This window comes from Dysgonomonas sp. PF1-14 (assembly GCF_029892965.1).
Taxonomy (GTDB): domain Bacteria; phylum Bacteroidota; class Bacteroidia; order Bacteroidales; family Dysgonomonadaceae; genus Dysgonomonas.
Genome location: NZ_JARXWN010000021.1, coordinates 51,041 through 74,610, shown reverse-complemented (window position 1 = coordinate 74,610; position 23,570 = coordinate 51,041). Strand labels below are relative to the sequence as shown.

Annotated in this window: 15 protein-coding genes; 8 read left to right on the top strand and 7 right to left on the bottom strand. The window is 40.6% G+C overall.

All coding sequences use genetic code 11. The features are described 5' to 3' along the window. Positions 1 to 97: 97 nt before the first annotated feature. Positions 98 to 2,044 (bottom strand): sialate O-acetylesterase, encoded by a 1,947-nt coding sequence (locus M2448_RS18565; RefSeq protein ID WP_280647998.1) that lies wholly within the window; start codon positions 2,042 to 2,044, stop codon positions 98 to 100. 1,100 nt (positions 2,045 to 3,144) lie between these two features. On the opposite strand from M2448_RS18565, the gene M2448_RS18560 reads away from it, so the two are divergent. Beyond that, a complete protein-coding gene (locus tag M2448_RS18560) occupies positions 3,145 to 4,992 on the top strand; it encodes a 4-hydroxy-3-methylbut-2-en-1-yl diphosphate synthase (protein WP_280647646.1) in 1,848 nt (615 codons plus the stop codon). Positions 4,993 to 5,312: 320 nt separating this feature from the next. After that, on the top strand, positions 5,313 to 8,228 hold the full coding sequence (locus tag M2448_RS18555) for a calcium-translocating P-type ATPase, PMCA-type (protein ID WP_280647586.1): 2,916 nt from the start codon (positions 5,313 to 5,315) through the stop codon (positions 8,226 to 8,228). Positions 8,229 to 8,452: 224 nt separating this feature from the next. On the opposite strand, the gene M2448_RS18550 is transcribed toward M2448_RS18555, so the two are convergent. The 3 genes from M2448_RS18550 to M2448_RS18540 form a co-directional block, all read right to left on the bottom strand. Next, positions 8,453 to 8,998, bottom strand: a complete 546-nt coding sequence (locus M2448_RS18550) for a DUF3332 domain-containing protein (RefSeq protein WP_280647587.1) — start codon at positions 8,996 to 8,998, stop codon at positions 8,453 to 8,455. A 95-nt stretch (positions 8,999 to 9,093) separates the two neighbouring features. Continuing rightward, positions 9,094 to 9,993, bottom strand: a complete 900-nt coding sequence (xerD, locus tag M2448_RS18545; RefSeq protein WP_280647588.1) for a site-specific tyrosine recombinase XerD — start codon at positions 9,991 to 9,993, stop codon at positions 9,094 to 9,096. A gap of 45 nt (positions 9,994 to 10,038) precedes the next feature. After that, positions 10,039 to 10,647, bottom strand: coding sequence for a hypothetical protein (locus M2448_RS18540; RefSeq protein ID WP_280647589.1), 609 nt, complete (start codon positions 10,645 to 10,647; stop codon positions 10,039 to 10,041). A gap of 151 nt (positions 10,648 to 10,798) precedes the next feature. Between M2448_RS18540 and M2448_RS18535 the strand changes: the two genes are divergently transcribed. After that, the gene (locus tag M2448_RS18535) at positions 10,799 to 11,101 is read left to right on the top strand and encodes a septum formation initiator family protein (protein WP_280647590.1); all 303 of its coding nucleotides are present in this window, start codon (positions 10,799 to 10,801) and stop codon (positions 11,099 to 11,101) included. Between the two features lie 8 nt (positions 11,102 to 11,109). Next, positions 11,110 to 11,475 carry a hypothetical protein gene (locus tag M2448_RS18530; RefSeq protein WP_280647591.1) on the top strand — a complete coding sequence of 122 codons (366 nt, stop codon included), beginning with the start codon at positions 11,110 to 11,112 and terminating at the stop codon, positions 11,473 to 11,475. Positions 11,476 to 11,947: 472 nt separating this feature from the next. Here the strand turns inward: M2448_RS18530 and M2448_RS18525 are convergent, their stop codons facing one another. Further along, complete coding sequence (locus M2448_RS18525) at positions 11,948 to 13,273, bottom strand: lysine 2,3-aminomutase (RefSeq protein ID WP_280647592.1); 1,326 nt, start codon at positions 13,271 to 13,273, stop codon at positions 11,948 to 11,950. A gap of 501 nt (positions 13,274 to 13,774) precedes the next feature. Here M2448_RS18525 and M2448_RS18520 point away from each other — a divergent pair. After that, positions 13,775 to 13,906 (top strand): hypothetical protein, encoded by a 132-nt coding sequence (locus M2448_RS18520; RefSeq protein WP_280647593.1) that lies wholly within the window; start codon positions 13,775 to 13,777, stop codon positions 13,904 to 13,906. A gap of 244 nt (positions 13,907 to 14,150) precedes the next feature. On the opposite strand, the gene M2448_RS18515 is transcribed toward M2448_RS18520, so the two are convergent. After that, positions 14,151 to 16,079, bottom strand: a complete 1,929-nt coding sequence (locus M2448_RS18515) for an ATP-binding protein (RefSeq protein WP_280647594.1) — start codon at positions 16,077 to 16,079, stop codon at positions 14,151 to 14,153. Beyond that, a complete protein-coding gene (locus M2448_RS18510) occupies positions 16,076 to 16,789 on the bottom strand; it encodes a LytTR family DNA-binding domain-containing protein (protein WP_280647595.1) in 714 nt (237 codons plus the stop codon). Before M2448_RS18510 ends, M2448_RS18515 begins: the two co-directional genes overlap by 4 nt. A gap of 484 nt (positions 16,790 to 17,273) precedes the next feature. Between M2448_RS18510 and M2448_RS18505 the strand changes: the two genes are divergently transcribed. The 3 genes from M2448_RS18505 to M2448_RS18495 all read left to right on the top strand — a co-directional run bounded on the left by M2448_RS18505 (position 17,274) and on the right by M2448_RS18495 (position 23,528). Further along, positions 17,274 to 19,529 carry a hypothetical protein gene (locus M2448_RS18505; protein ID WP_280647596.1) on the top strand — a complete coding sequence of 752 codons (2,256 nt, stop codon included), beginning with the start codon at positions 17,274 to 17,276 and terminating at the stop codon, positions 19,527 to 19,529. A gap of 173 nt (positions 19,530 to 19,702) precedes the next feature. Beyond that, positions 19,703 to 21,634 (top strand): hypothetical protein, encoded by a 1,932-nt coding sequence (locus M2448_RS18500; protein ID WP_280647597.1) that lies wholly within the window; start codon positions 19,703 to 19,705, stop codon positions 21,632 to 21,634. A 31-nt stretch (positions 21,635 to 21,665) separates the two neighbouring features. Next, on the top strand, positions 21,666 to 23,528 hold the full coding sequence (locus tag M2448_RS18495) for a PKD domain-containing protein (RefSeq protein WP_280647598.1): 1,863 nt from the start codon (positions 21,666 to 21,668) through the stop codon (positions 23,526 to 23,528). Positions 23,529 to 23,570 lie beyond the last annotated feature (42 nt).

The window sequence follows — 23,570 nt, the reverse complement described above, 5'->3', positions numbered from 1 at the left end:
ACTATATCCCTATTCCAAGAAATTATGGCTTAGAAAACCCAAATATACAACCTTGAAAAAATACCCAACTGTCAGATCTAGTCTAAACTTTTACAATTTAATCGTATTGAGTTATTCCCTTCCAGTTATCCGTCCTGAATGGTACGGCAGGCAACCCCTCCGTATTGAACAGGTTGACATCCGGATTGTTACCCCATGAATAACGTACAGCAACAGGGTTCTGTACCCGATCGGAAGATACTACGATCTTGTTACCATCTATATAAGCTTTTGCCCATACGAATTTCTTATCCGCTCCGGCAATGGCAAAACCATCTATATAGCCGTATTTGTTCTTCACTACGAAACCTTTATCTGCATTGCTGAACTCAATGACAGCCTTATTGCCATTGATATTCATAGATTTGAATGCAGGGCCGGAATACACAATGTCTTTCTTGCCATAATCTTTGTTCAACGCAACCAAGGCAAGACGAAGTCCTACATCCTGTTTGTTGCGCGGGTGTATGTCGTCGGCATCACCTATATCTGTTATTACTGCCTGACCTGTTTGCGGAAGCGACAATGTCATGGTTTGAGCTTCGCGCAGTTCAGCCCAACCGCTTTCGGTAGGTACAGCGTCTTTTGCCATATAGTTAGCCAATTGCACCCAGTAGAATGGAAACTCATATCCCCATTTGGTACGCCAGTCGTTTATCATAGTAGGGAACAGGGTGCGGTATTTATAAGACTCTCCGGCATTGTTCTCACCCTGATACCAGATAGTTCCTTTTATTCCATAGCGGATTATCGGGTTTATCATAGCATTGTATAGCAAGGAAGGATACATGTTTGGCGACAGCTCGATGTAATTGAACTCCTTGTTTGTTACCGCTTCTTTGTAGAGCCATTCTCCGGCAAGCGGATATTTCTTTCCTCCTGCTTCGAGATAAATGTTGTCAGCTTCGCCATAAATTCCTCCGCCTCCGGCGTAATCCGTTACTTTCACTATGATTGTATTCGTCCCGCCGGTCAATACATCTTTCGATATATTGTATACTCTTTCGTTTGTGTAACCCCCTGTTTCCCCTATCTTTACTCCGTTTATCCATGTGATGTCGTCATCGTCTATAGTACCCAGATGTATGGTTGCAGGTTTGCCTTTCACCTCTTCCGGTAGCGATATTGTATATTTGAACCATACGATGCCGTCTATCTGGCCTAATACGTTTTCCCACAGTTGCGGTATCTGCATTTTTTTCCACGAAGCTGTATTGTATGATGGCTTGTACCACTCCTGATTCATGCCCGGATCGTTACTCATCGCTTCCATGTATAAAACTTTACTTGATTCGCTTTCTTTAGTAAATACATCTAAGTCTTTTATAGCAAAGTCTTTGTATCTTTCCATGAACTTGCTGTCCAGTTTTGCTACTGCTTCGGGGCTTGTCCATGTTTCTATATCTGTGCCTCCCCACGAAGAATTAATTATCCCTATCGGGATATTCAGTTCCTGATTCAGTTTACGGGCAAAGAAGTATCCCACAGCCGAAAAGTTGGCGACTGTAGACGGGGAGCATACCTGCCATTCGCCTTCAAGCTTTTCTTCGGGTTTCATGCCTATTGCTTTTACTACATTAAAAGATCTTATTTGTGGATAATTGGCATTATCGATTTCCGAGTTGGCATTGTTTACATCTTTTACAGTCCATTCCATATTCGATTGTCCCGAGCATAACCATACTTCACCTATCAGAATATTTTTTAATACGATGTTATTACTCTTGCCTTTTACTTCAAGCGAGTAAGGCCCTCCATACGAAACCGGGTTTAGCGTGAGTTTCCACTTGCCGTCTTTGTCGGCTTTCGCTTTTTTTACCTGACTGAGGAACCGGACTTCAACAGATTCGTTTTTGTCTGCCCATCCCCATATCCTGATGGGTTTGTTTTGTTGTATTACCATGTTATCCGAGAATACGGATGGTAATGTGACTTCTGCCTGTAGGCTCAGAAAACCGAAACAAAGACAGTAAATGATCAATACAGTTTTAATAATTTTATTCATGGTGAAATAATGTTAGTCTGGCAAAAATAAGCATTAAAAATCTATTTGTCCAAACTGTTCTGCAATACAATTTCTAGTAAATACAAGCATTTTACAATAAGCTAATGATGCAATTCTTTTTCAGCTATAAGAAAGAGTACTGTTGATTATACCCTTTTAAAGACAATAATTTTAACTAAAAAGTAACGAATGTAACGAAACAGCGTTCGACAGAGCGAAGCGGAGTCAATTTGTACTGTTTTACTTTTCGTTACTTTATTCTTTCTGTCACTCTGGTCGGAAGGAAGAGTCTCTTAAATCCCTACAGGCTTGCATCTCTTTCCTTTGCGTCTTTGCGTCTTTGCGAGAAAAATATTTTAACTAAAAAGTAACGAATGTAACGAATTTGTACTGTTTTACTTTTCGTTACTTTATTCTTTCTGTCACTCTGGTCGGAAGGAAGAGTCTCTTAAATCCCTACAGACCTGCATCTCTTTCCTTTGCGTCTTTGCGTCTTTGCGAGAAAAATATTTTAACTAAAAAGTAACGAATGTAACGAATTTGTACTGTTTTTACTTTCTGTTACTTTATTCTTTCTGTCACTCTGGTCGGAAGGAAGAGTCTCTTAAATCCCTACAGGCTTGCATCTCTTTCCTTTGCGTCTTTGCGTCTTTGCGAGAAAAATATTTTAACTAAAATGTAACGAAAGTAACGGATTCGCACCGTTTTTATTTTCATTACTTTTTCTGATTTTCACGAATTGGCTCTGTCGATTATTAATTAGCTCCGCTGAATGTTATTTCAAAGACCGCTTTTGTTGTTAACTGATAACTGTTGACTGCTAACTGATATATAGATAAACTTTTTCATTTTCCATCCTTTGCATCAAAATCTTCCCCTTGTCAGAATATAGGGGTAGGGGCGTATTGCATACGTCCGTATATACCCAATTTGTTAATCGGGTGTATTCAATAGGCTAACGCCGAACGTTGTTTCGTCCCTACAACACTTCAAATTAATTTTAATACGTTTGCCCCAGATAGATTTGCCCTATATATTCTCCGAAACAAAAAAAGCCTATCTTTGTTATAATATTTCAGATGACAACTAAAAATTCACAGATGAATTACTTCAACTATAGGAGGCGTTTATCCTCCGAAACCAGAATAGGAAATACCCCGCTGGGTGGCAACAATCCCATCCGCATACAATCGATGACCAATACAAATACCAACGATACCGAAGCTAGCGCCGAGCAGGTGATAAGGATCGTAAAAGCCGGAGCCGATTATGTGCGCCTTACGGCACAAGGAGTTCGCGAAGCCGAAAACCTGCGCAATATCGAAGCCGTAGTAAGAGGGCAAGGCTATACTACTCCGCTGATCGCCGACATACACTTCAATCCGCGTGCTGCTGAAGCTGCTGCACGAATTGTGGAAAAGGTGCGCGTAAATCCCGGAAATTTTGTAGACAGGGTTAAGACTTTCGAAACATTTGAATATACGGACGAGGAATATGCTCAGGAAATAGAAAAGATCAGAGCGAAGCTTATACCGCTTATCAATATATGTAAGGAACATAAGACAGCCATCCGTATCGGAGTGAATCATGGTTCGTTGTCAGACCGCATTATGAGTCGCTATGGCGACACACCCGAAGGTATGGTAGAATCGTGCATGGAGTTTCTGCATATCTGCATTGCCGAAGGATTCAGGGATATCGTTATCTCTATGAAGACCTCCAATACAGTGGTGATGTCGAAAGCTGTACGCCTGCTGATTGCCCGCATGGAAAAAGAAGGGCTTGCCTTCCCGTTGCATCTGGGTGTTACCGAAGCCGGAGACGGAGAAGACGGACGCATCAAGTCGGCTGTAGGTATCGGGTCGCTTCTTTCCGATGGTATCGGCGATACTATACGTGTATCGTTGAGCGAAGATCCCGAATTTGAAATTCCGGTAGCAAAAAAGTTGGTCGATTATATAACCAGTAAAGCAAATCATCCCGAAATAGTAGCTGTTGCCAGCGATAAGTTTTCGCCTTTCTCTACCGATCGTCGCGAGACTTATGTTGTGGGGAATATAGGCGGCGATAATCTGCCTGTTGTCATTTCTGACCGTTCGCAGGGTAACTTTGAGTTGAACAGCCACTTTCTGCCCGATTATATCTATGTGGGTAAGGAACTGCCTGTCGCTGCACCGCGTGCCATTTCGTCTATTATAGATTTTGCAGGATGGAAGAACGAAAAAAATACATATCCATTGTTCGATAACTTGAACTGGAATAAGATAAAAGATACGGATGCGGCTGTTAAGTTCTTACGCTTATCATATCCCCAACTGAACGACGAGATTATATCATTGCTGAAAAACGATAAGACGATAGTCGTAATTATTGCCACCGATCATATCAATGGAGTAGGAGAGCAGCGCGCATTTATCCATACACTGATGAACAACGATTGCGACACACCTGTTGTGCTTGCCCGCCATTATACAGAAAACGAATCGGAAGACTTGCAGATAAAGGCTGCTGCCGATCTGGGTACGCTTTATCTCGATGGTTTTGGTAACGGTATCATGTTGCAGAATGAAGGAAATATCCCGCTCAAAAATGTAGATGCTTACATGTTCGGTATTTTGCAGGCATCGCGTGTGCGCACCAGTAAAACGGAGTATATCTCGTGTCCGAGTTGTGGGCGTACACTTTTCGACCTGCAAACTACGGTAGCTTTGGTAAAGGGAGCAACTTCGCACCTCAAGCACCTCAAGATAGGCGTTATGGGTTGTATCGTGAACGGTCCCGGAGAAATGGCGGATGCCGATTACGGTTATGTAGGAGCCGAGAAAGGGAAGATATCGCTCTATAAGAAGAAGAATCTGATAGAAAAAAATATTCCTTCCGAAGAGGCTGTGGAAAGGCTTGTACAGCTTATAAAAGATAATGGCGACTGGAAAGAGCCGGAGAACTAAGAGATAAAAATCGTAGAGGCTGACCTAAATGTAAATAGGACAGCCTCCTTTCATTTTTTAGAAATGTTCAAAAAGTGCACAGATGCGAAGCCGCTGATTCTCAGGAGGACGGGAGCATACTGTAGTATGTGACCTACGACTGATGAAGCTAGCAATGAAGCAGATGGGTGCTTTTGGGACACTTTCTTTTGTTTTCTATTCGTAACAATAAATTAACAATACCTGTCTGTTTTTATCCCCTAATCGCCGTATATTTGTTAAATTTTTGCGACAATAGAGTTACATAATAATAAAGAAACAGACATTCAAGTATATAATAAATGGACGGAAAGAAAAATTATACGGGACTTACCGATGCTCAGGTAAAAGAGAGCAGACAAAAACATGGAGCGAATATCCTTACTCCACCGGAGAAAGAACCGCTTTGGAAATTGTTTCTCGAAAAATTTGAAGATCCTATTATCCGTATATTGCTCATAGCAGCATTCCTGTCATTGGGGATATCCATTATTCACAACGAATATATAGAGACTATCGGTATCTTCTGTGCCATATTGCTGGCTACCGGAGTATCTTTCTGGTTCGAAATGGATGCCAATAAGAAATTCGATGTTCTCAATCAGGTGAACGATGAAGATATGCTCATGGTTATCCGTAACGGTAATGTAGGACAGGTAGCCAAAAAAGATATTGTAGTCGGTGATATTGTATTGCTCGAAATGGGTAATGAAGTACCTGCCGATGGCGAGCTGCTCGAAGCTGTTTCGATGCAGATCGACGAATCGTGCCTTACCGGAGAGCTTAGCATTGATAAAACTACCGATCCCGAACATTTCGAAGAAGGAGTAACATATCCGTCTAACTGGGTATTGCGCGGTACAAAGGTTATCAACGGACATGGCGTTTTTGAAGTTGTCCGTATCGGCGATGCCACTGAGTTTGGAAAGGTAGCCGAAAAGGCAACTGAGAAAGTAGAGGGTGAAACACCCCTTAACCGTCAGCTCGATTCGCTGGCAAAGTTTATCGGGGTTGTCGGGCTAATATTGGCAGCACTTACATTCATCGTTCTGGTAATAAAAGATGTATTTCTCGATCCTACGGTTCACGTTTCGCTTGGGCAAGTGGCCTTGCTTGGGGCTGCTCTTGCAGGAGTTGTTGTTGCATTGATTAAGGTGTGGATGCCTATTATATATGATGGATTATCACTTACAGGCAGAGAGCGTAAGTTGCCAAAGGTGGTTGCCGAAGGCGGATGGCTTCGCTGGTTACTGACCGGAGCATTGGTTACGGTTGTAATAGCTTCTGCCGGATACCTGTTCGATGTAGATCCTTTGGATGCCGATTCGTGGGTAAATCTGAATATAGCTACCGAGATACTACAGGCATTCATGGTAGCCGTTACACTGGTTGTAGTAGCTGTACCCGAAGGTCTGCCAATGAGTGTTACGCTCAGCCTTGCGCTTAGTATGCGCCGGATGCTGAAAATGAACAACCTCGTGCGCAAAATGCACGCTGTGGAAACGATGGGTGCGACTACAGTTATCTGTACTGATAAAACCGGCACACTGACACAAAACCAGATGCAGGTTGCCAGTACCAATTTCTACGGGGTACCCGATCAGCGATTGACCGATAGTGAGATCAGCCGTCTTGTGATCGGTAATATCTCTGTCAATTCTACCGCTTTCCTCGATTTCTCTAATCCTGAGAAGGTAAACGCATTGGGGAATCCGACGGAGGGAGCATTACTGTTGTGGCTCAACCGCAGCAAGATATTGTATAGTAATATCCGCAACAAAGAAAATATAATAGAACAGTTGCCGTTTTCTACCGAACGTAAGTTTATGGCTACACTGGTCGATTCGCCGAAACTGAAGAAGAAGGTACTCTATGTAAAAGGCGCTCCCGAAGTGGTTTTGGCTAAGAGTAAGACTGTTGCCACAGCCGAAGATTTTGTTCCGCTAGAAGAATACAAGCAGCAGATAGATGAACAACTGCTGAAATATCAGGATCAGGCAATGCGTACACTCGGGTTTGCATATCAGTATGTGGATGATGCGAAGAGTGCGCTCGAAGATCTTATCAACGGTGATCTTATATTTCTCGGTATAGCCGGTATTTCCGATCCTGTGCGTACTGATGTGCCCGATGCAGTAGGTCATTGCCTGAATGCGGGTATCGGCGTAAAAATAGTGACCGGAGATACCTATGGTACAGCTAAAGAGATTGGTCGTCAGATAGGCATCTGGAAAGATGATGAAGATACCGACCGTAATATTATCGGTGGTGTCGACTTTGAAGCACTATCCGATGAGGAAGCTTACGACAGGGTTAAAGACTTGAAAATAATGTGCCGCGCGCGTCCTACCGATAAACAGCGCCTTGTGCATTTGCTGAAACAGCGCGGCGAGATCGTAGCTGTTACAGGGGATGGGACTAACGATGCTCCTGCGCTCAACTATGCCGATGTAGGGCTTTCGATGGGTTCGGGTACGTCTGTAGCTAAAGAAGCAAGTGATATCACATTACTTGACGATTCGTTCAGCAGTATCGCCACTGCTGTTATGTGGGGGCGTTCGCTCTACAAGAATATACAGCGTTTTATGCTGTTCCAGCTGACTATAAACGTAGCTGCCTTGTTGCTGGTATTTCTCGGATCGATCTTCGGGCAGGAGTTGCCTCTGACGGTTACACAAATGCTTTGGGTAAACCTGATAATGGATACCTTTGCTGCCGGAGCGTTGGCTTCGTTGCCGCCCGATCCGAATGTGATGGACAGCAAGCCGCGTAAGAATACCGATTTTATCGTTACACCGTCTATAGCCAGACATATTCTTATTACGGGTATTATGTTTGTCATCCTGCTTCTTGGCATGATGTATTATTTCTCTAGTCCCGAGCATCTCAATTCATTCTTTAGTTATATAGCCGAAGAAGACAGGGGAAGGTATTTTCTTTCGTATTTCTTTACTGTATTTGTTTTGTTACAGTTCTGGAATATGTTCAATGCCAAAGCTTATGCAACAGGAAAATCAGCATTTGCGGGAATGAGCAAGAGTGCCGGATTTGAAATAGTCGCCCTCATTATACTTGTCGGTCAGATACTGATTGTTACGTTCGGAGGTGATGTATTCCGCACAATGCCTCTTACTATACAGGATTGGGGTATCATTATCGGTGGTACGTCGGTTGTACTGTGGATAGGGGAGATAATAAGGCTTTTCAGAAAGAAGTAGCCGGATAGTACAAAGAGACAATTCTAAATTATATGTAGGATGAGCGGATTGCTCATCCTTTTTTATGTAGGGTTGCCAATCAAATTTAAACAGGCTCTTATACTATCTTTTAAATTTTCATATGGAATAATATTCTGAGTGCAGACTATTCTGAAGTGTATAAAAGAAAAAAGACCTACATTTTACTGTAAGTCTTTCACTTTTAGTGTATATCTATTACTCAATTACTTCGCAGCATAGAACATTGTGCTTTCTACTGACTGACGCAACGCAAGTACACCGTCATTAGACAGTTCTACACTTTTTTCCTGTCCGTTAGGAAGATAAACGATAGCATTCTTTTCGTCTTCAAATTTGATAAGTTTTGTAGACTCTCCGTTTGCCACAGCGCTCCATGTGTTGCTGTCTTTGTCGTAAACAAGATCAACCTGCTGACCGGCTTCGTTCTGGATATTGTATCCGTTCTCCAGTGTTTCAACAGTATAAACACCGTTTTCGCCCTGTACTTTTTTCACAATACCTGCCTGTACCGGATTTTCTCCACTCCAGAATTCTATAGAGTTGATAACAAGGATGTCAGCAAGGAATGAAATTTCATATACCGGAACAATCCACATAGCAAAGAATACAACCTCGTTTACAAACTTGTTGTCGATAGTCTGATTCCATGCCAATACTTTGTTAAATAAGCCGAAAGATCCTATACAAGAACTAAACATCAGCATGCCGGCAAGAGCGACAGCTGCTACTGATACAAATCTTCTTTTCATAAATTATGTGTTTTTTTAATATACGTTTGTGATTAATAAAAAGTTTCAATCTGTGAACAAAGATAAAACAAAAATATGTGAAGAGTTCAAATATTCTATTTTTTATTTCGCGGATGATGTTCTATTATTTCCTGACGGAGAAACTCTCTGTCCATATGTGTGTATATCTCGGTAGTGGTGATCTTCTCGTGCCCCAGCATTAATTGTATTGCCCTGATGTTAGCTCCGCCTTCGAGCAGATGTGTGGCAAACGAATGACGGAAAGTATGCGGGCTTATCGTTTTTTTTATCCCTGCCAGTACTGCATACTCCTTGATAAAGTGAAAAACCATTATGCGTGAGATAGCCGTTCCCCTGTTACTCAGAAACAGGGCGTCTTCCGAGCCTTTCTTTATCTTCATTTCCCTACGGTAATGCAGATATTTCTGTATCTCATTGATGGCTGTATGCGAGATAGGCACAAGGCGTTGTTTACTGCCCTTACCCTCTACTTTGATAAAACCTTCGTCGAAAAACAGATCGGAGAATTTCAGTTTAGTCAGTTCGGATATCCGTAGGCCGCAACTATAGAGGGTTTCCAGTATCGCCCTGTTTCGTTGCCCTTCTTTAGTAGAAAGGTCTATCACCCGCATCAGATCTTCTATCTCTTCAAGTGAAAGTACAGTCGGCAGCTTTAGTCCGATCTTTGGTGTTTCCAGCAATTCGGTAGGATCTGCTTGTAGGTAACCATCCAGCACCATGAAGTTGTAAAAAGATTTTATCCCCGAAATAATGCGGGCTACCGACCGCGCATTGATGCCTATATCGTATAGCTGTGCTACAAATTGCTGTAAATCATCGAGCGTTATCTCTTCTGCCTTCTTTCCTTCATTGCTCAGAAAGCCCGACAGCTTTGCCAGATCGGTCATATAAGCCTCTATCGAATTGGGAGACAGCGACTTTTCAAGCAACAGGTAGTTCTTGTATTTCTTTATTATGTCGCTTTTCTCATCCATCCCGATCCTCAAAATCTTGATAAAGATATAAATTTAAAATAGTGCTTATCTGAATTTCAGATTTAATCCTTCAGTCGAAAGTTTACAGTCATTGTTGTAAATTCTCATCAGTACACCAAAGTCTTGTACTAAATGTCTGTTTTCTTTATCTTTCTGAAAGTCGAGTAAAGCCTGACAGCCGGGAAAATATTTTTTTATATGACTACCATTCGCCTTTGTCTGATATTCTACTGCATCAGCATCATCTTTTTTCATATATACTTTGCTAGAATATAAGATCCCTGTTTTAGAAGACGCAATAGGGCGTCCTTCATAAAACGATAACCTGGGTGATTGGTATATAATTCTCAGCAAGCGCGGTTTACCTTTTATATTTACATAGCAAAATGTCTTCGATTTGGTATTTCTCCCTAATACTTCAGTATCGGACACTATTTTTATTGAATCGATAGATCGATAGTCCAGATTCAGGTCACCGGTATCTGTACCTTTGATTCTGTATTTGCCTTTTAATACCTCCCCACTTTTAAGATATATTTCCAGTTCTCCGTATTTGAGGTCAAAGCTTTGCGACGAATGAGTGCCTCCGATATGTTGACTGTAACCACTGAGTGCGAACAGATACAATAAGAATAGAAAATAGATGTGTTTCATAAAATTTGGATTTAATATTCCGTAAAGATATAAAAATTACCGATTGATATAGATGCTTTTATTCTTCCCGATATAACGAATTATGCGCGCAAAATATATATCTTTGCAAAGAGAGTCCGATTGATTACCATTTGTTTAATTACTTTCGATTATGAATTTTCTGAAATCCATATTCAGGTATCTTACCACAAGATATACTAAGATACAACTACTGATAATGCTTGTTATTATTGTATTTGCATTCTTCATCAGCGAAAGTAACATTTTTGCCCGCTTAGGGTACGACAACAAAATACGCGAACTGAACGGACAAATAGAATATTATCGCGACAAGACGGTCGAAGACAAACAAAAGCTGAAAGAACTGGAATCGGACAAAGACCGTATCGAAAAGTTCGCTCGCGAAAACTATCTGATGAAAAGAGAGAACGAAGACGTTTTCATTGTAGAATAAGCTATTATATGAATATAAGCCCCAAAACCAAAACGATATTTTTTCAGGTGTCGGCAATCCTTATACTTGTTGCAGCTGCAGCGTATTACATCAGTCCGCTTGTGGCCAAATATGTTATGGTAGCAGGAGTTGCCGGATTTGCCGCCGTAACCTTTACCTCACCCTATCCCGGAAAAAGCCTCAGAGGAAAACGCCTGTTCAATATACAGATACTGGCCGTACTGCTTATGGTTGTTTCTGCATTCCTCATGTTTAAGGAAATGAGCGCATGGGTGGTAACACTGCTTATTGCCGCCATCCTTACGCTCTATAGTTCTATAATCCTGTCACAAACCTACAAAAAAGAACAGGAAGACGAAAAAAAGGGAAAATAATCTATGACCTTTAGTTGCCTCCACTTTTAAGTGGAGGAATAAGAGAATATTACCAGAAAGGGCTTTAGCCAAAGTGATTTCGACTAAGAGCCTGTTTAAATTTTACCAAAATATTTTATTATAGATTATTTTCATTCATTTTTAGGCTCTTTCGGTTTAATTTATCCCTTTTATCGGCTTAAATAGCCCGCTATTATCACCTCAAAAAAGAATAAATTATTCCCAAAATGGCTCTAAAAATCTGAACGAATAAAATTTAAACAGACTCTAAAGTCTCCTTGAGAAAACTACATCCACGCCTTTTAAGGCGTGGAAACTATTCAGCAAAGAATAACAATAACCATTCATCCAATATTCTCTTTGTCATCCTGAGGCACGAAGGACTCGTCTCTCAAAAGTAAGACATGTAAGAGATGCTTCTTATCGTCAGCATGACAGGAGTATAACAACTATCCTTATATTGAATCAGTTTCTATTCAAACAGGAACGGTTTAGCCACTTTAAGCTTCAACAGTTGTTCCTCAAAAAAGAACCTCTCATCGCCGAATGCAGGCTTCAACTGATCGAACCATGTTGCTTTCGGGTTATACTCTGCAAAGAACGGAACATCTACCCACTTAGGATTCCGCCCCTGAATAAAACGAAGTACGAATATCTTCTCGCCTCTTACCTCCTGTACACCCAGTACTTGTATCTTGCCCGCATTGTCGCTCATACTAGGCCCCCGCACTGTACGGCAAAGCCCGCTTACCTGCCGGTATGCCCTGCGAAATATCTGCCAGCACCGATCGAGCGGCAATTCAAAGTAATGTTTAGCACCTGTATCGCGTGCAATGAACATATAATAAGGAATACAGCCCAGATCTACCTGTTTGCGCCACATTTCTGCCCATAGCTCCGGCTTGTCGTTGATGTTGCGCAGCAAAGGCGACTGTGTACGTATCTGTGCCCCTGTAGAAAGAATCCGCTTGATAGCCTGTTTCACAGCATCAGTCGACAGTTCGCGCGGATGATTGAAATGCGCCTGTACCGAAAGGTTCTTACCGGCTGCCACCACCTCTTCAAACAGGCTGATGATATCATCACTATCTGCATCGGTCAGATAACGGTATGGCCAGTATGCAAGTGATTTGGTTCCTATGCGGATAGAGTGTATATGGCTGAATTCGGGTGTCAGTAACGGACGTATATATGCCTGTAAAGTTGCAGCATTCATCACCATCGGGTCGCCGCCTGTAAACAGTATGTCGGTTACTTCCTTGTGCACACGCAGGTACTTCAATAACAGGTCAGCCTCTTTCATTGCAAATTTAAGTTCGCTCATTCCCGAAAACTGTGGCCATCGAAAACAAAAAGTGCAGAAGGCATGGCATGTCTGTCCCTGACTTGGAAAAAACAATACAGTCTCAGGGTACTTGTGCTGTATGCCTTTTAGCTTTATCTCTCCCAGATAAGGCACATTGTGTTCCTGTCCTGCCGGATTGGGATTCAGCGCAAGACGGATCTCACGCACTTTGCGATCTATAACTTCTTTTTCAGCCTGCTGATCCAACAGCTTTTCCACTGCCAGATAATGTTTCTTCTCCAGCATTCCCATGCGGGGGAAGTTTAGCGTAAAAATAGGGTCGTGTTCTACATCGTCCCAGTTTATCAGTTCATCTACTACATAATTGTTTGTCTTGAATGGTAATACCCTGCCAACTATTTCTATATCCTTTTTCATCTCTTCAGACAGAGACTCCATTTGAGGAATCGTCAGATAGTTGTGCAAAGCATACGTTTTTATCTGTTTGCTCATAATTATTTATTAATAAATTCCTGTAAATTTCCAATTGATATCGGGCTTATTTCTACAATATACAAAAAATGTGTCAGAATGAGGGTTTGCAGACTTTCATTAGAAAAAGTTTTATAGTATAATAACATTTACATGCGTATATCTTAAATAAAATTAGGGTTTAGTAACTGTTTGTTATAGGGGGGGAATAAGTGATAAAAAAGGAGATAGTACTAAAGGATAGCGAGTTGCGGGGAGATAGTCGGCTGATACAATGTAATAACGCGTAATTCGCGCGAAAGATGTAGCCGAAAAACGCAATCGGGCGCGAAATTGACAATTAATGCCAATCAGTATTTGAGATTGTATTGAATAATCGTTTGTTTATTTTCTACTGCGCGCAATCACAGATTGCTTGCATTCCTTTTGGCCTAAGCCGCAAAAGGAATCAAAAGGTCTTTAGCGCCCCGCTTCATAGGACGACCCGTTAGAGGGCTCAAAGGCTAAACAAAAAACTCGCTCATGGCTTTTGCATTATACGAACTGATAGCTAAGCTCAAACACGTTTTTGTTTTACGCCTTTCTTTCCCTACGGGTACCCCGTCCATAAAGCTAACGGCGCGGGCTAAAGCACGATCTGGAGACGATAAATAAAGAATTTTACTTGTAACTTGTAACCGCCCAAAGGGCGAAGTAACTAGTAACTAATAAACAAACATATAATTTCAACTCCTGATTCGCATTATTATATAAGTAACTGTTTTAAATTTGATTGGCAATCTTATTTTTATTCTTTCTTCTCTATTTTCTACTTTTCACTCTTGGTTTAGCCCGCTAAACCTGCGGAATAAAATGAATAAAATTTAAACAGACTCTTATAATAAAATATTTTGGTAAATTATTTTGTCCGAATAAAGGGAGTAACTCCAGTAATTTTTTGAATCAATTTTATTGTTGTTCCAATATTATCAGTAGATATAACTTCAATTTTGCAATGTATACTTTTGGCTAGATCATGAATGATATGCAGTCCCAATCCCTGAGATATAGATATTGTATTCGCACCTTCCTTTAATATCATTATATTATCAAGGGACATCCCCCCTCCGTTATCTACAATGGTAAGCATAGCATTATCTCCGTCTGATTGGGTAAACCATCTGACATCAGGTTCTCTTTTTATTTTTCTGGCAGCCCGAATTGCATTAAAGGTCAAATTCCTTATTATGGTTTTCATAATATTAATATCTGTTGTTATGCTGAAATCTACCTGAAATTCGAAACGAACATTATCCTTATTGTCAAAGAAAGACTGAACACCTGAAAATAAATCAGAAAGTTTTACTTTTTCCATATGTGGATGGAAATTATTCATCTGGCTTTTACACCAGAATATAAGTTCTTCCATATTCTGAAGAAGTTCTTCTGCTAATACAAGTGTTCTTTCCTCTGTCATTCTTTGCCGTTCTTGACTCATTTCTTCAGGAAGATTTTTTCTAAGATGTAAGTAACTAATAAGATGAGATACAGGTTTGCGCAAATCGTGATTTATAATACCCAGTAATTTTATCTTCATATTATTGGCTTCTGTCAACTCTGCATTCCGTTTGCCTAATTCTTCGTTCAACATACTTAATTGCAAATTCTTTCTTTTCCTGACCTGATTGAATATTAATAATAATACAACCACGACAATAAGAAGCAAAGCGAATATCACAATATATCTCAATTGCTCTTCTTTTGATTTAATCTGATATTGAAATTCCCTTGCCTGATACTCTTTCTCTACAGTTGCGATTTTATTTTTATTCTCCTGTGAATAATACAAATTATAACCCTCAAACCATTTTTCTGAATATTCCAACGCTTTCTTGTAATCTCCTTTCTCCTTCTCAATATAGTACAAGACCCTATACCGGTTTACAATTTGTAAACTGTCGCCTGTCGAAATATCTATATCCAGTGATTTCAATAAATATTTTTCAGCATCGTCAAGCAACCTGTTTTTTGAGCTTCTTGTCAGCACACTATCTTTATTTACTATATCCACAATAACATCTCCCAGTGTAGCCAATATTCTTGAATACAAGGTTTCATGCCTATAATGACAGGAAGTCTCATATAACTGTTTAGCCTTGGTTATGTATTTGTACGATTCCTGAATGTCAGTATATGTTGTATCCCTATTGGCGGCAGTAAGATACAATGCTGTCAGTTGCAAGTATAACTTATTATCTAGTTCTACTTCAGATTTGTCCAATAGCTTCAGGGCTTTGAGATAGTATTCTTTTGCTTTACTCCGTTGTTCCATGTATTTATACAGATCTCCCATATTTATTGTCGCATAAACTGTCAGACCCGGATCATTTTGGACTAGTTGCAGAGCATCGTTAGCATAATTCAATGCTTTATCAAATTCTTTTTCATGCGCATACAATGTCGTCAATGTCGCATAAGCATGGGTCAATGTCTTCTTATCCTTTAGATGCGACACTGCTTTGAGTGTATAATCCAAGGCTTTGTCTCTTTGGCTCAGCCCTTCCTTGTTTATATAATAAAGCCCCAATAAATAGTAATTATGTCCTATCCCTATTTCCCATTTTATCTTCTCTGACAGCTCTAGCCCCTTTCTGGCATATATAAGCATTGAGTCCGGACAAGCATGATAGCTATAATTAGACAAAGCTATATAGGTCAGTACCTTTGTAGAATCATCCTTTTGTTTTTGAAGAGCCAGATGCAGAGAATCTATTTTTTGCTTATGAGGATGGGCTGCTGTAATATGTGAAGTGAAAATAATAAAAATCGAAAATAGAAGTATTCTCATAAATAAGTATCTAAAATAGTTTTCTTGTATATATTCCCTAATGGTAGAGATGCTTTGTTTATCATTATAATATTCTTGGCGCCTATCGATTGAATATATTTCTTCTGTACGGCATAACTCTTATGGATACGGACAAAAGAACTAAATCGGTCTTCTCTAAGTATAGAAGCCAGATTGCCATGTATTGTTACAGTTTTTTTATGTAATGATATTATTTGAGTATAATCTTTCATCGCTTTCAGATATAATACATCAGACATATCAATCGAGATATACTCAGTTCCTTCTTTTAATAACAGATTATCTTTTTTGAACGACAGATCATGAAGATTTGCCTTATATTTGGCGTCCAGCCTATCCTTCAACTTAAATACACATGCCTCTATGCGTTCTTGCTTCAAAGGCTTTACGATATAGTCTGACACATCCAGTTCAAATGCATCTAAAGCGTATTCGGTGTGCGATGTTATAAATATCGGATACTCCACTCTATCTCTTATCTGAGAAAGTAATGTTACCCCATCTATTTCAGGCATTTCTATATCGAGAAATATAATATCAACCTTTTTAATGCTTAAAAAGTCCTTTGCATCAGTAGCTGTAGAAAAAGACGCAAGATGTCGAAGAAACGGATATTTTTTTAAATAGGCACTAATTGCAATTCTATCGAGGTCTTCATCATCAATAACAATATAATTATAAATAATCATCTTATAAAAATATATAATGGGATTTTGGATAAATATAATTGAAAAAAGATCTGAAATCTTATCGCTTATACAATAATGATATAATTTATACAACAAGATACGATACGCTTCTAAAATGTCATTTTGTATAAATAATACGTGTGTGATACAAAATATAAATAAAACAATAGGGATGCGTAACCTATGTATAATAAAAAACGAGTGTGTATATTTTAAGAAATAAACAACAGAACAGACATCTATCTTTGCTTTAAATAAATACAGGGCTTTTATATAAAGCGATAGATTAGAGTATCTCAACGCTGTGTCGGATGTTACATAGATTACCAATCAAGTAGTTTTGTCCTACTTACTTATTATTAATTTGTCTTCAAGAATTTGTCTTCACGCAAAAAAACTTGAGAAAGTAATAATGCGAATTCTATAATGTTCCATCACGGCGTTGGATAATCTACAAATATAAACAAAACTATTATTAAACTATATGAAACTACAAAAAATTATTCTGATCAATCTATTGTTTTTGGCTATGGTGACCATGCAAGCACAAGTTACCATAGGCTCCGGCGCAGAACCAAACAAAGCTGCACTACTCGATCTGAAAACTCAGGAAGCCGGGACTGTTACCAATGTAACAGATGACAGCAATATAACCTCTACTAGTGGAGGCTTACTACTGCCCAGAGTCAAGCTCATTAGCCTAACTTCATTAGAGCCATTTATAACAAATGCGACAGATGAAGAGAAACTTAAACACGCAGGACTTGTAGTGCATAACCTGAACGAGACTAACGGAATGCAGCATGCTACTTACCAATGGGACGGTTCGCAATGGAAACTCTTTGTGATGGACACCGAATGGAGCTATGACGCAACTCAGGATAAAGAACAAGTATATCTTAAAAGGAGTAATAGCCGTATTGGAGAGTTTGGCGCAGATATCTTTATCAATAAAGACGGTAGCATGGAAAACTCGGATCAAAGCATGGCGACAGTTTATAATACATACTCTCTATTGAAAAGAAATGCGTCAGGTATAACCCAAACGACAACCTCTGCTAGCCCTTCGTTAGATTTCAACACAAGCTATCTGCTCGTAGATAATGATTCTCCCTATAGAAACTACAATGGGCTGAGGGCTAACGCTATGGTTCCTGAAGAGAACACAAAGAGCTATGGAAGCCTGTATGGGATAAGAGCTGCTGCCAGTGCTGCGGGAACCGGCAATGTAGATCGGGTGTACGGAGCCTTCAATGGTGCGGAAAATGCCGGGTCAGGTACTGCGGGTTTTATAGTAGGGTCATTTAACCAAGCAACCCAGTTAGCTGGTAGTACCGGAAATATAGCATCTGTGTCCGGAACCAGAACATTCGCCAGTATGAGAGCCTCTGCTGGTAATGTGACCAGCGTCTATGGACTTCAGTCCTACATCTCATTCGAATCTGGGCATGCCAGCCCTATCGAAAAGGCATATATTCTCGGAGGTAACTATAACTTCCATAGCAACAACACTAAGATAAATACTCTGTACGGACTAGATCTGAATATACGTCCTTCTACAAGTACAGGAACACCTACCATAAATCAGGCATACGGTATATATCTGAGCAGTGTTGATGTAGCAGGAACTAACTATGGTATTTATACCAATAAAGGACAAAACCGCTTAGGGGATATCCTTCAGATTCATTCAAGCAATACCAGCACCAATCCTGATAATTCCGAATACCCATTGCGTTTGCTCAATAATGCCAACTCTGCCAGTCAGGTAACGGGAATCGAATTCTGGAACTCGGCTATAGTGAAGAATGTACCCACAGCACGGATTATCACACAGATGAATGGCAATTCTGGAAAAGGAGACAACATACATTTCCAGACACAAAGTGACGATACTGTAAACCCGAATAAGACCAGCCCTACTACCAAAATGACTATTTCAGCCAACGGAAACGTAGGGATAGGAAATACTTCTCCGACTGTAAAACTGGATATTAATACTGGAGGAACAGCCGCCTCTCCTATCGAGGGATTCAAACTGGTAGATGGCAATCAGGCTGAAAGTAAGGTCTTAGCGTCAGATGTGAATGGTGCAGCCACATGGAAATATCCATCCCTGCCTATGGTCTACTATAGGACAACTACGGCATACAGTGAAATACAGCCTACATCCAATATACCGGGTGCTTCCAACTCCTATTACCCCTTCTTCTTTAAAGCTAATGATGAAGAGGTGAACACCCTTAATGTAGTAATGGGTACAATGAATCCTCAAGGATGGACAATACAAGGGAATACAATAAATCAGGTAAACTCATACTTCGATCTACCGGAAGCCGGAGACTATGTTATCGAGGTGTCATATTCGCCTATAGCTGATTGGAGAGAAGACTTATCAATACTCTACAATACAGAAACCATGCTGTTATTTAAGAATCTGATGCTTGTCGCAGCCCAGATAGGGAGTACCGATTTTATGACGATTGACGTTAACCGAATGGTACTGAACCCCTACGCTAAAGTCGATGGTACTCGCGGTTACAGCCTGAATGCCAATCCTTCGAACTCTTATTTTATAATAACACTTTCGGGAGCAACACGAATTGCCATTACAGAATATTTATTAGAGGGGGGAGAAGCCGCCCTTGCCGGAGGTGGCGATGTTGTTGATAATTATCGATTTTCCTCTCCGTCTGGTTCAAACAAATTGTATAATATGACTATTACCAAAGTACATTGAGAATAGAATAATATATGAAACAGATATCTTTCAAAAAAAATCACATACATTTCATACACAAGCTATCACGCCGTCTCCGATTATGTTTTATCAGCAATGTCAGGAAAAGTACACTAAATATAAAAGACAAACTATAAGATTGAACGAAATTAAATTATTAAATAAAACACTTTATGAAACTATATAAATACTTATTCGGGAGTTTATTGTTCCTTATTGCAATAGAATTACAAGCTCAAGTAACAGTAGGATCCGGGACCGAGCCTAATAAAGCAGCACTTCTCGACCTTAAAACACAGGATGCAAGCAATCCGACTTCGGTAACCGACGACTCTAACATCACTACTACAACAGGTGGACTACTATTGCCAAGGGTAAAACTAACTAGCCTTACCTCACTGGAACCTTTCATAATTGGTGCGACCGAAACAGATAAAATAAAACACGCAGGCCTTTTGGTACACAATATAAATGCAACCAATATGTTCAAGCAAGGAACTTACCAGTGGGATGGCACCCAGTGGAAGCTCTTTGCCATGGATCTGGAATGGACTTATGACGGTACTGCCGATGCAGAAAAAGTATATCTGACAAGAAGTACTTTAGGCAAGAACGAAATAGGAGCCGACATATATATAAGAAAAGACGGAAGTATGGTAAATACATGGGGAGATAGGTCTTCAAATAACAATATATACTTATCCATAGCGGCAAATGAGAATGCTATTAAAAGGACTTCCACCTCTTCTGGCGTACTCGACTTCCAGAATAATTATTTACATATTGACGGTAGCAAATTTGCTAACTACAGAGGCTTATTCACTCAGGTAGCCCTTCCGGGTGACAATACGGCTTCGTCTAATGCAACCATAACTGCTCTGGAGGGATGGGCACAGGCCGACAATGCAAATAATACAGCAGAGCTGAAAGGCGTTTCGGGCACAGCATACCGGGGAGCTCCCAATGGTGCTGGCAATGTCGACCGCATGTTTGCAGGATCTTTTTCTGCAGTAGCACATATGCCAGTCGGAAAAGTAGGGGAGATAACCGGTGTATTGTCGCAGGCATCCTTTGCGGGTACAGCCAGTGCAGATAAAACATATGGCGTACGCTCTTCGTTGAGTTTTAATGGAGATGGTAAAATAGATGCGGCTTCTCTACTTTACGGAAAAGTCGACTTTGCAGGTGCAGATACCGAAATAGATGTATTACGTGGCATGCATCTTGACCTGAGTGGAGAGATACGAAAGGTGAACAAGGCATACGGGATTTATCTCGATAACGTAGCTGTTGCCAATGATAACAACTCCGGTACCGTAGACAATTATGCAATCTATACCAACAAAGGAGAAAACCGATTGGGTGACCAGCTGAGCGTATATACAACCAATGATAGTACTGATCCTAATACCTCAGCCTATCCTCTTCGCCTTTATAATGACGCATGGCAGGCAAATCAAATAACAGGAATTGAATTTTACAACGTAGCAAAGAAGGGAGTACCTTCGGCCCGAATTTATACACAGTTGGGAGGTAAGCCGGATGCCGGAGAATATATGTACTTTCAGACGCAGGAAAACGATATCGGTAGCGCCATAAATACGAAACAACCTACCACTAAGATGGCTATTGACCCCAGTGGCAATGTAGGGATAGGCGTTCTCCCCGATGCCAAGTTACATATAGTATCGTCTTCGGCAAATGGGTTCAAACTGGTAGACGGCAATCAGCTTGCAGGCAGAGTTTTGACATCCGACGCTAACGGGCTTGCTACATGGGCACCACCTAGTGCGTCATCATTCTACATGCCTCCCTTCAATCTCTCGCTGATAGCGGGCGTAGGCAATAGTGCCACTGTAGACCTGTATGCAGTCTACGAACAACATTACAAGGGACTTAGCGGAAGATTTGTATCGAGTGACCCAAGCATAACACAAGTACCCAACGTGTATCCACGCGAAAAATTAGCTTTTCTGGTATTAGATTACGATGATTCGGTAATTACCGTAGACAAAATAGAAAACTCGGTAATGCATTACAAGGTAAACAGTATTACTCCATCGGCCTTCTCTTACCTCAGTATTATCTGTGTTGTGAAAGAATAAAAATATTTATAATTACAATAAGATAAAACAAATGAAATATAAGTGTATCTATATATTACTATCGTTCTGGATGCTTTCTCTCTGTGTCCATGCCCAGCGCGAAGCCACATGGTGGTACTTCGGGCATTACTCGGGACTGGACTTTACAGATGTACTCAATGGAACAAGTAAGTACCCTAAATTTCCTACAGAGGGAGGAACGCGTCCGCTTTTTACAAGACAGGGCTCGGCTTCTATTGCTGACAAAGATGGAAATTTTCTGTTTGCGAGCGATGGTACTACAGTTTTTGGACGCGACAGAAAACCTATGCCTAATGGCACAGGGCTTCCCGGAAACGAAATGAATATGCAGGCAGGACTTGCCATTCCGGTGCCGGAATCCGATAATCTTTACTATCTGGTAGTGCCACCTTATCCTAAAGGTTCTAATACTATTACCTATTCGGTTATTGATATGACCCTCAACGGAGGAAAAGGAGATATTGTATCAGGGAAAAAGAATATAGCCCTGCCTCTCATTCCGGGAATGGACCCTTTGTATGACATTAATGTAAACATTGCAGCAGTAGAACATGGCGATGGCGTAAACTACTGGCTAGCCAGCAGGATTAATAATGCCATATATACATGGTTGATTACCAAAGACGGATTTTCTACTCCCATACAATCTCCTTTTGGATATGACTTTGGTGCAGTAGAAGTTAATCATGAGAATGGATTTACGAACTTTTCCCCAAACGGGAAGTGGATATTCGCTACTTATAGCTGGAATATAACCGGGGATGATAGCACAAGAGGGAAAAAATTCTTTCTCGGAAAGTTTAACAGCGAAACAGGCATTGTTTCTGAAGGGAAGGAGATAAGAGAGGACCAACTAGGAGTGTTGGCAGGAGGATATCCTCTCACACTAGAGTTTTCACCCAATAGCAAGTATCTGTATAGCACAGGTACGTTTAAGAATCCGTTAGGAAATATTCCTTCTACGAATGTGACTGGGATATACCGTTACGAATTGGCTGACTTCCCCAACTTGACAATGATTCCGGTTGCCTGGGATCAGGTTACAGCTTTGGAGCCCGGTTATAAACGGTTGAGTTTTATATCTAGACTCAGGATTGCACCTGATGGTAAGTTGTATGGGTTCGCGGGAAACCTTCGAGACCTGTGGGCTGTGGAAAATCCCAATCAGGGAGGGACATCGGTAACTCATATTAGTAGGACTTTTTTTCCGACACAACCTGAGACAGGACAAGGAGAATTCTCCGATTCATTCAACACACCTATTGTAGGATTACCTTTTTTTATTGCATCATTTTTTAAACTACACCCCATTGTTGGTACCGATGCTATCTGTTTCGGCTCCAATGCCAATTTCTCTATTGAGATAAAACAGCCATCCTCCGGCATCTACAGATTATCACATATAGTATGGGACTTTGGCGATGGGGTCACTATCAGCGACAATGATTTTAGTAATCTGGTACACAGCGTCTCCCACAAATACATGTCTCCCGGCAAATATACGGTAACGGTTACTCCTTATTTCGAACTGGATGGCCAGCCGGCAACAGAAGACGTGCGGGTATTTGAAATAACTGTAAATCCTATGCCAACAGTTTCGGCAGATAATCAGAATATTTGTATTGGCAGTTCCGCAACCCTTCATGCCGATATAGAATCCGATCCGAATATTGTAGCTCGCTGGCATACACAGGACGGTACATTCTTGTTCGAGGGTGTGGATTTCAATACTGGAGAATTGAATGCAACAACAACTTACAGACTGGATGCGCTGAACAACGTGACAGGCTGTTGGGCATCTACATATGTTACAGTCACTATTAATCCATGTCTTTTGCAGGTTAATCCACATATAAGAAGCAGATATAAATAATATATCTGCTTTTCTAGTCAATATTACTAAATAAAACACTTT

What these genes read in the sequence shown, in the direction of transcription:
- M2448_RS18505 (WP_280647596.1), top strand. Translation starts at nt 17,274, where the DNA reads ATGAAACTACAAAAAATTATTCTGATCAATCTATTGTTTTTGGCTATG.
- M2448_RS18535 (WP_280647590.1), top strand. Translation starts at nt 10,799, where the DNA reads ATGAATTTTCTGAAATCCATATTCAGGTATCTTACCACAAGATATACT.
- M2448_RS18540 (WP_280647589.1), bottom strand. Translation starts at nt 10,647, where the DNA reads ATGAAACACATCTATTTTCTATTCTTATTGTATCTGTTCGCACTCAGT.
- M2448_RS18555 (WP_280647586.1), top strand. Translation starts at nt 5,313, where the DNA reads ATGGACGGAAAGAAAAATTATACGGGACTTACCGATGCTCAGGTAAAA.
- M2448_RS18525 (WP_280647592.1), bottom strand. Translation starts at nt 13,273, where the DNA reads ATGAGCAAACAGATAAAAACGTATGCTTTGCACAACTATCTGACGATT.
- xerD (WP_280647588.1), bottom strand. Translation starts at nt 9,993, where the DNA reads ATGGATGAGAAAAGCGACATAATAAAGAAATACAAGAACTACCTGTTG.
- M2448_RS18500 (WP_280647597.1), top strand. Translation starts at nt 19,703, where the DNA reads ATGAAACTATATAAATACTTATTCGGGAGTTTATTGTTCCTTATTGCA.
- M2448_RS18520 (WP_280647593.1), top strand. Translation starts at nt 13,775, where the DNA reads ATGGCTTTTGCATTATACGAACTGATAGCTAAGCTCAAACACGTTTTT.
- M2448_RS18550 (WP_280647587.1), bottom strand. Translation starts at nt 8,998, where the DNA reads ATGAAAAGAAGATTTGTATCAGTAGCAGCTGTCGCTCTTGCCGGCATG.
- M2448_RS18510 (WP_280647595.1), bottom strand. Translation starts at nt 16,789, where the DNA reads ATGATTATTTATAATTATATTGTTATTGATGATGAAGACCTCGATAGA.
- M2448_RS18560 (WP_280647646.1), top strand. Translation starts at nt 3,145, where the DNA reads ATGAATTACTTCAACTATAGGAGGCGTTTATCCTCCGAAACCAGAATA.
- M2448_RS18530 (WP_280647591.1), top strand. Translation starts at nt 11,110, where the DNA reads ATGAATATAAGCCCCAAAACCAAAACGATATTTTTTCAGGTGTCGGCA.
- M2448_RS18495 (WP_280647598.1), top strand. Translation starts at nt 21,666, where the DNA reads ATGAAATATAAGTGTATCTATATATTACTATCGTTCTGGATGCTTTCT.
- M2448_RS18515 (WP_280647594.1), bottom strand. Translation starts at nt 16,079, where the DNA reads ATGAGAATACTTCTATTTTCGATTTTTATTATTTTCACTTCACATATT.
- M2448_RS18565 (WP_280647998.1), bottom strand. Translation starts at nt 2,044, where the DNA reads ATGAATAAAATTATTAAAACTGTATTGATCATTTACTGTCTTTGTTTC.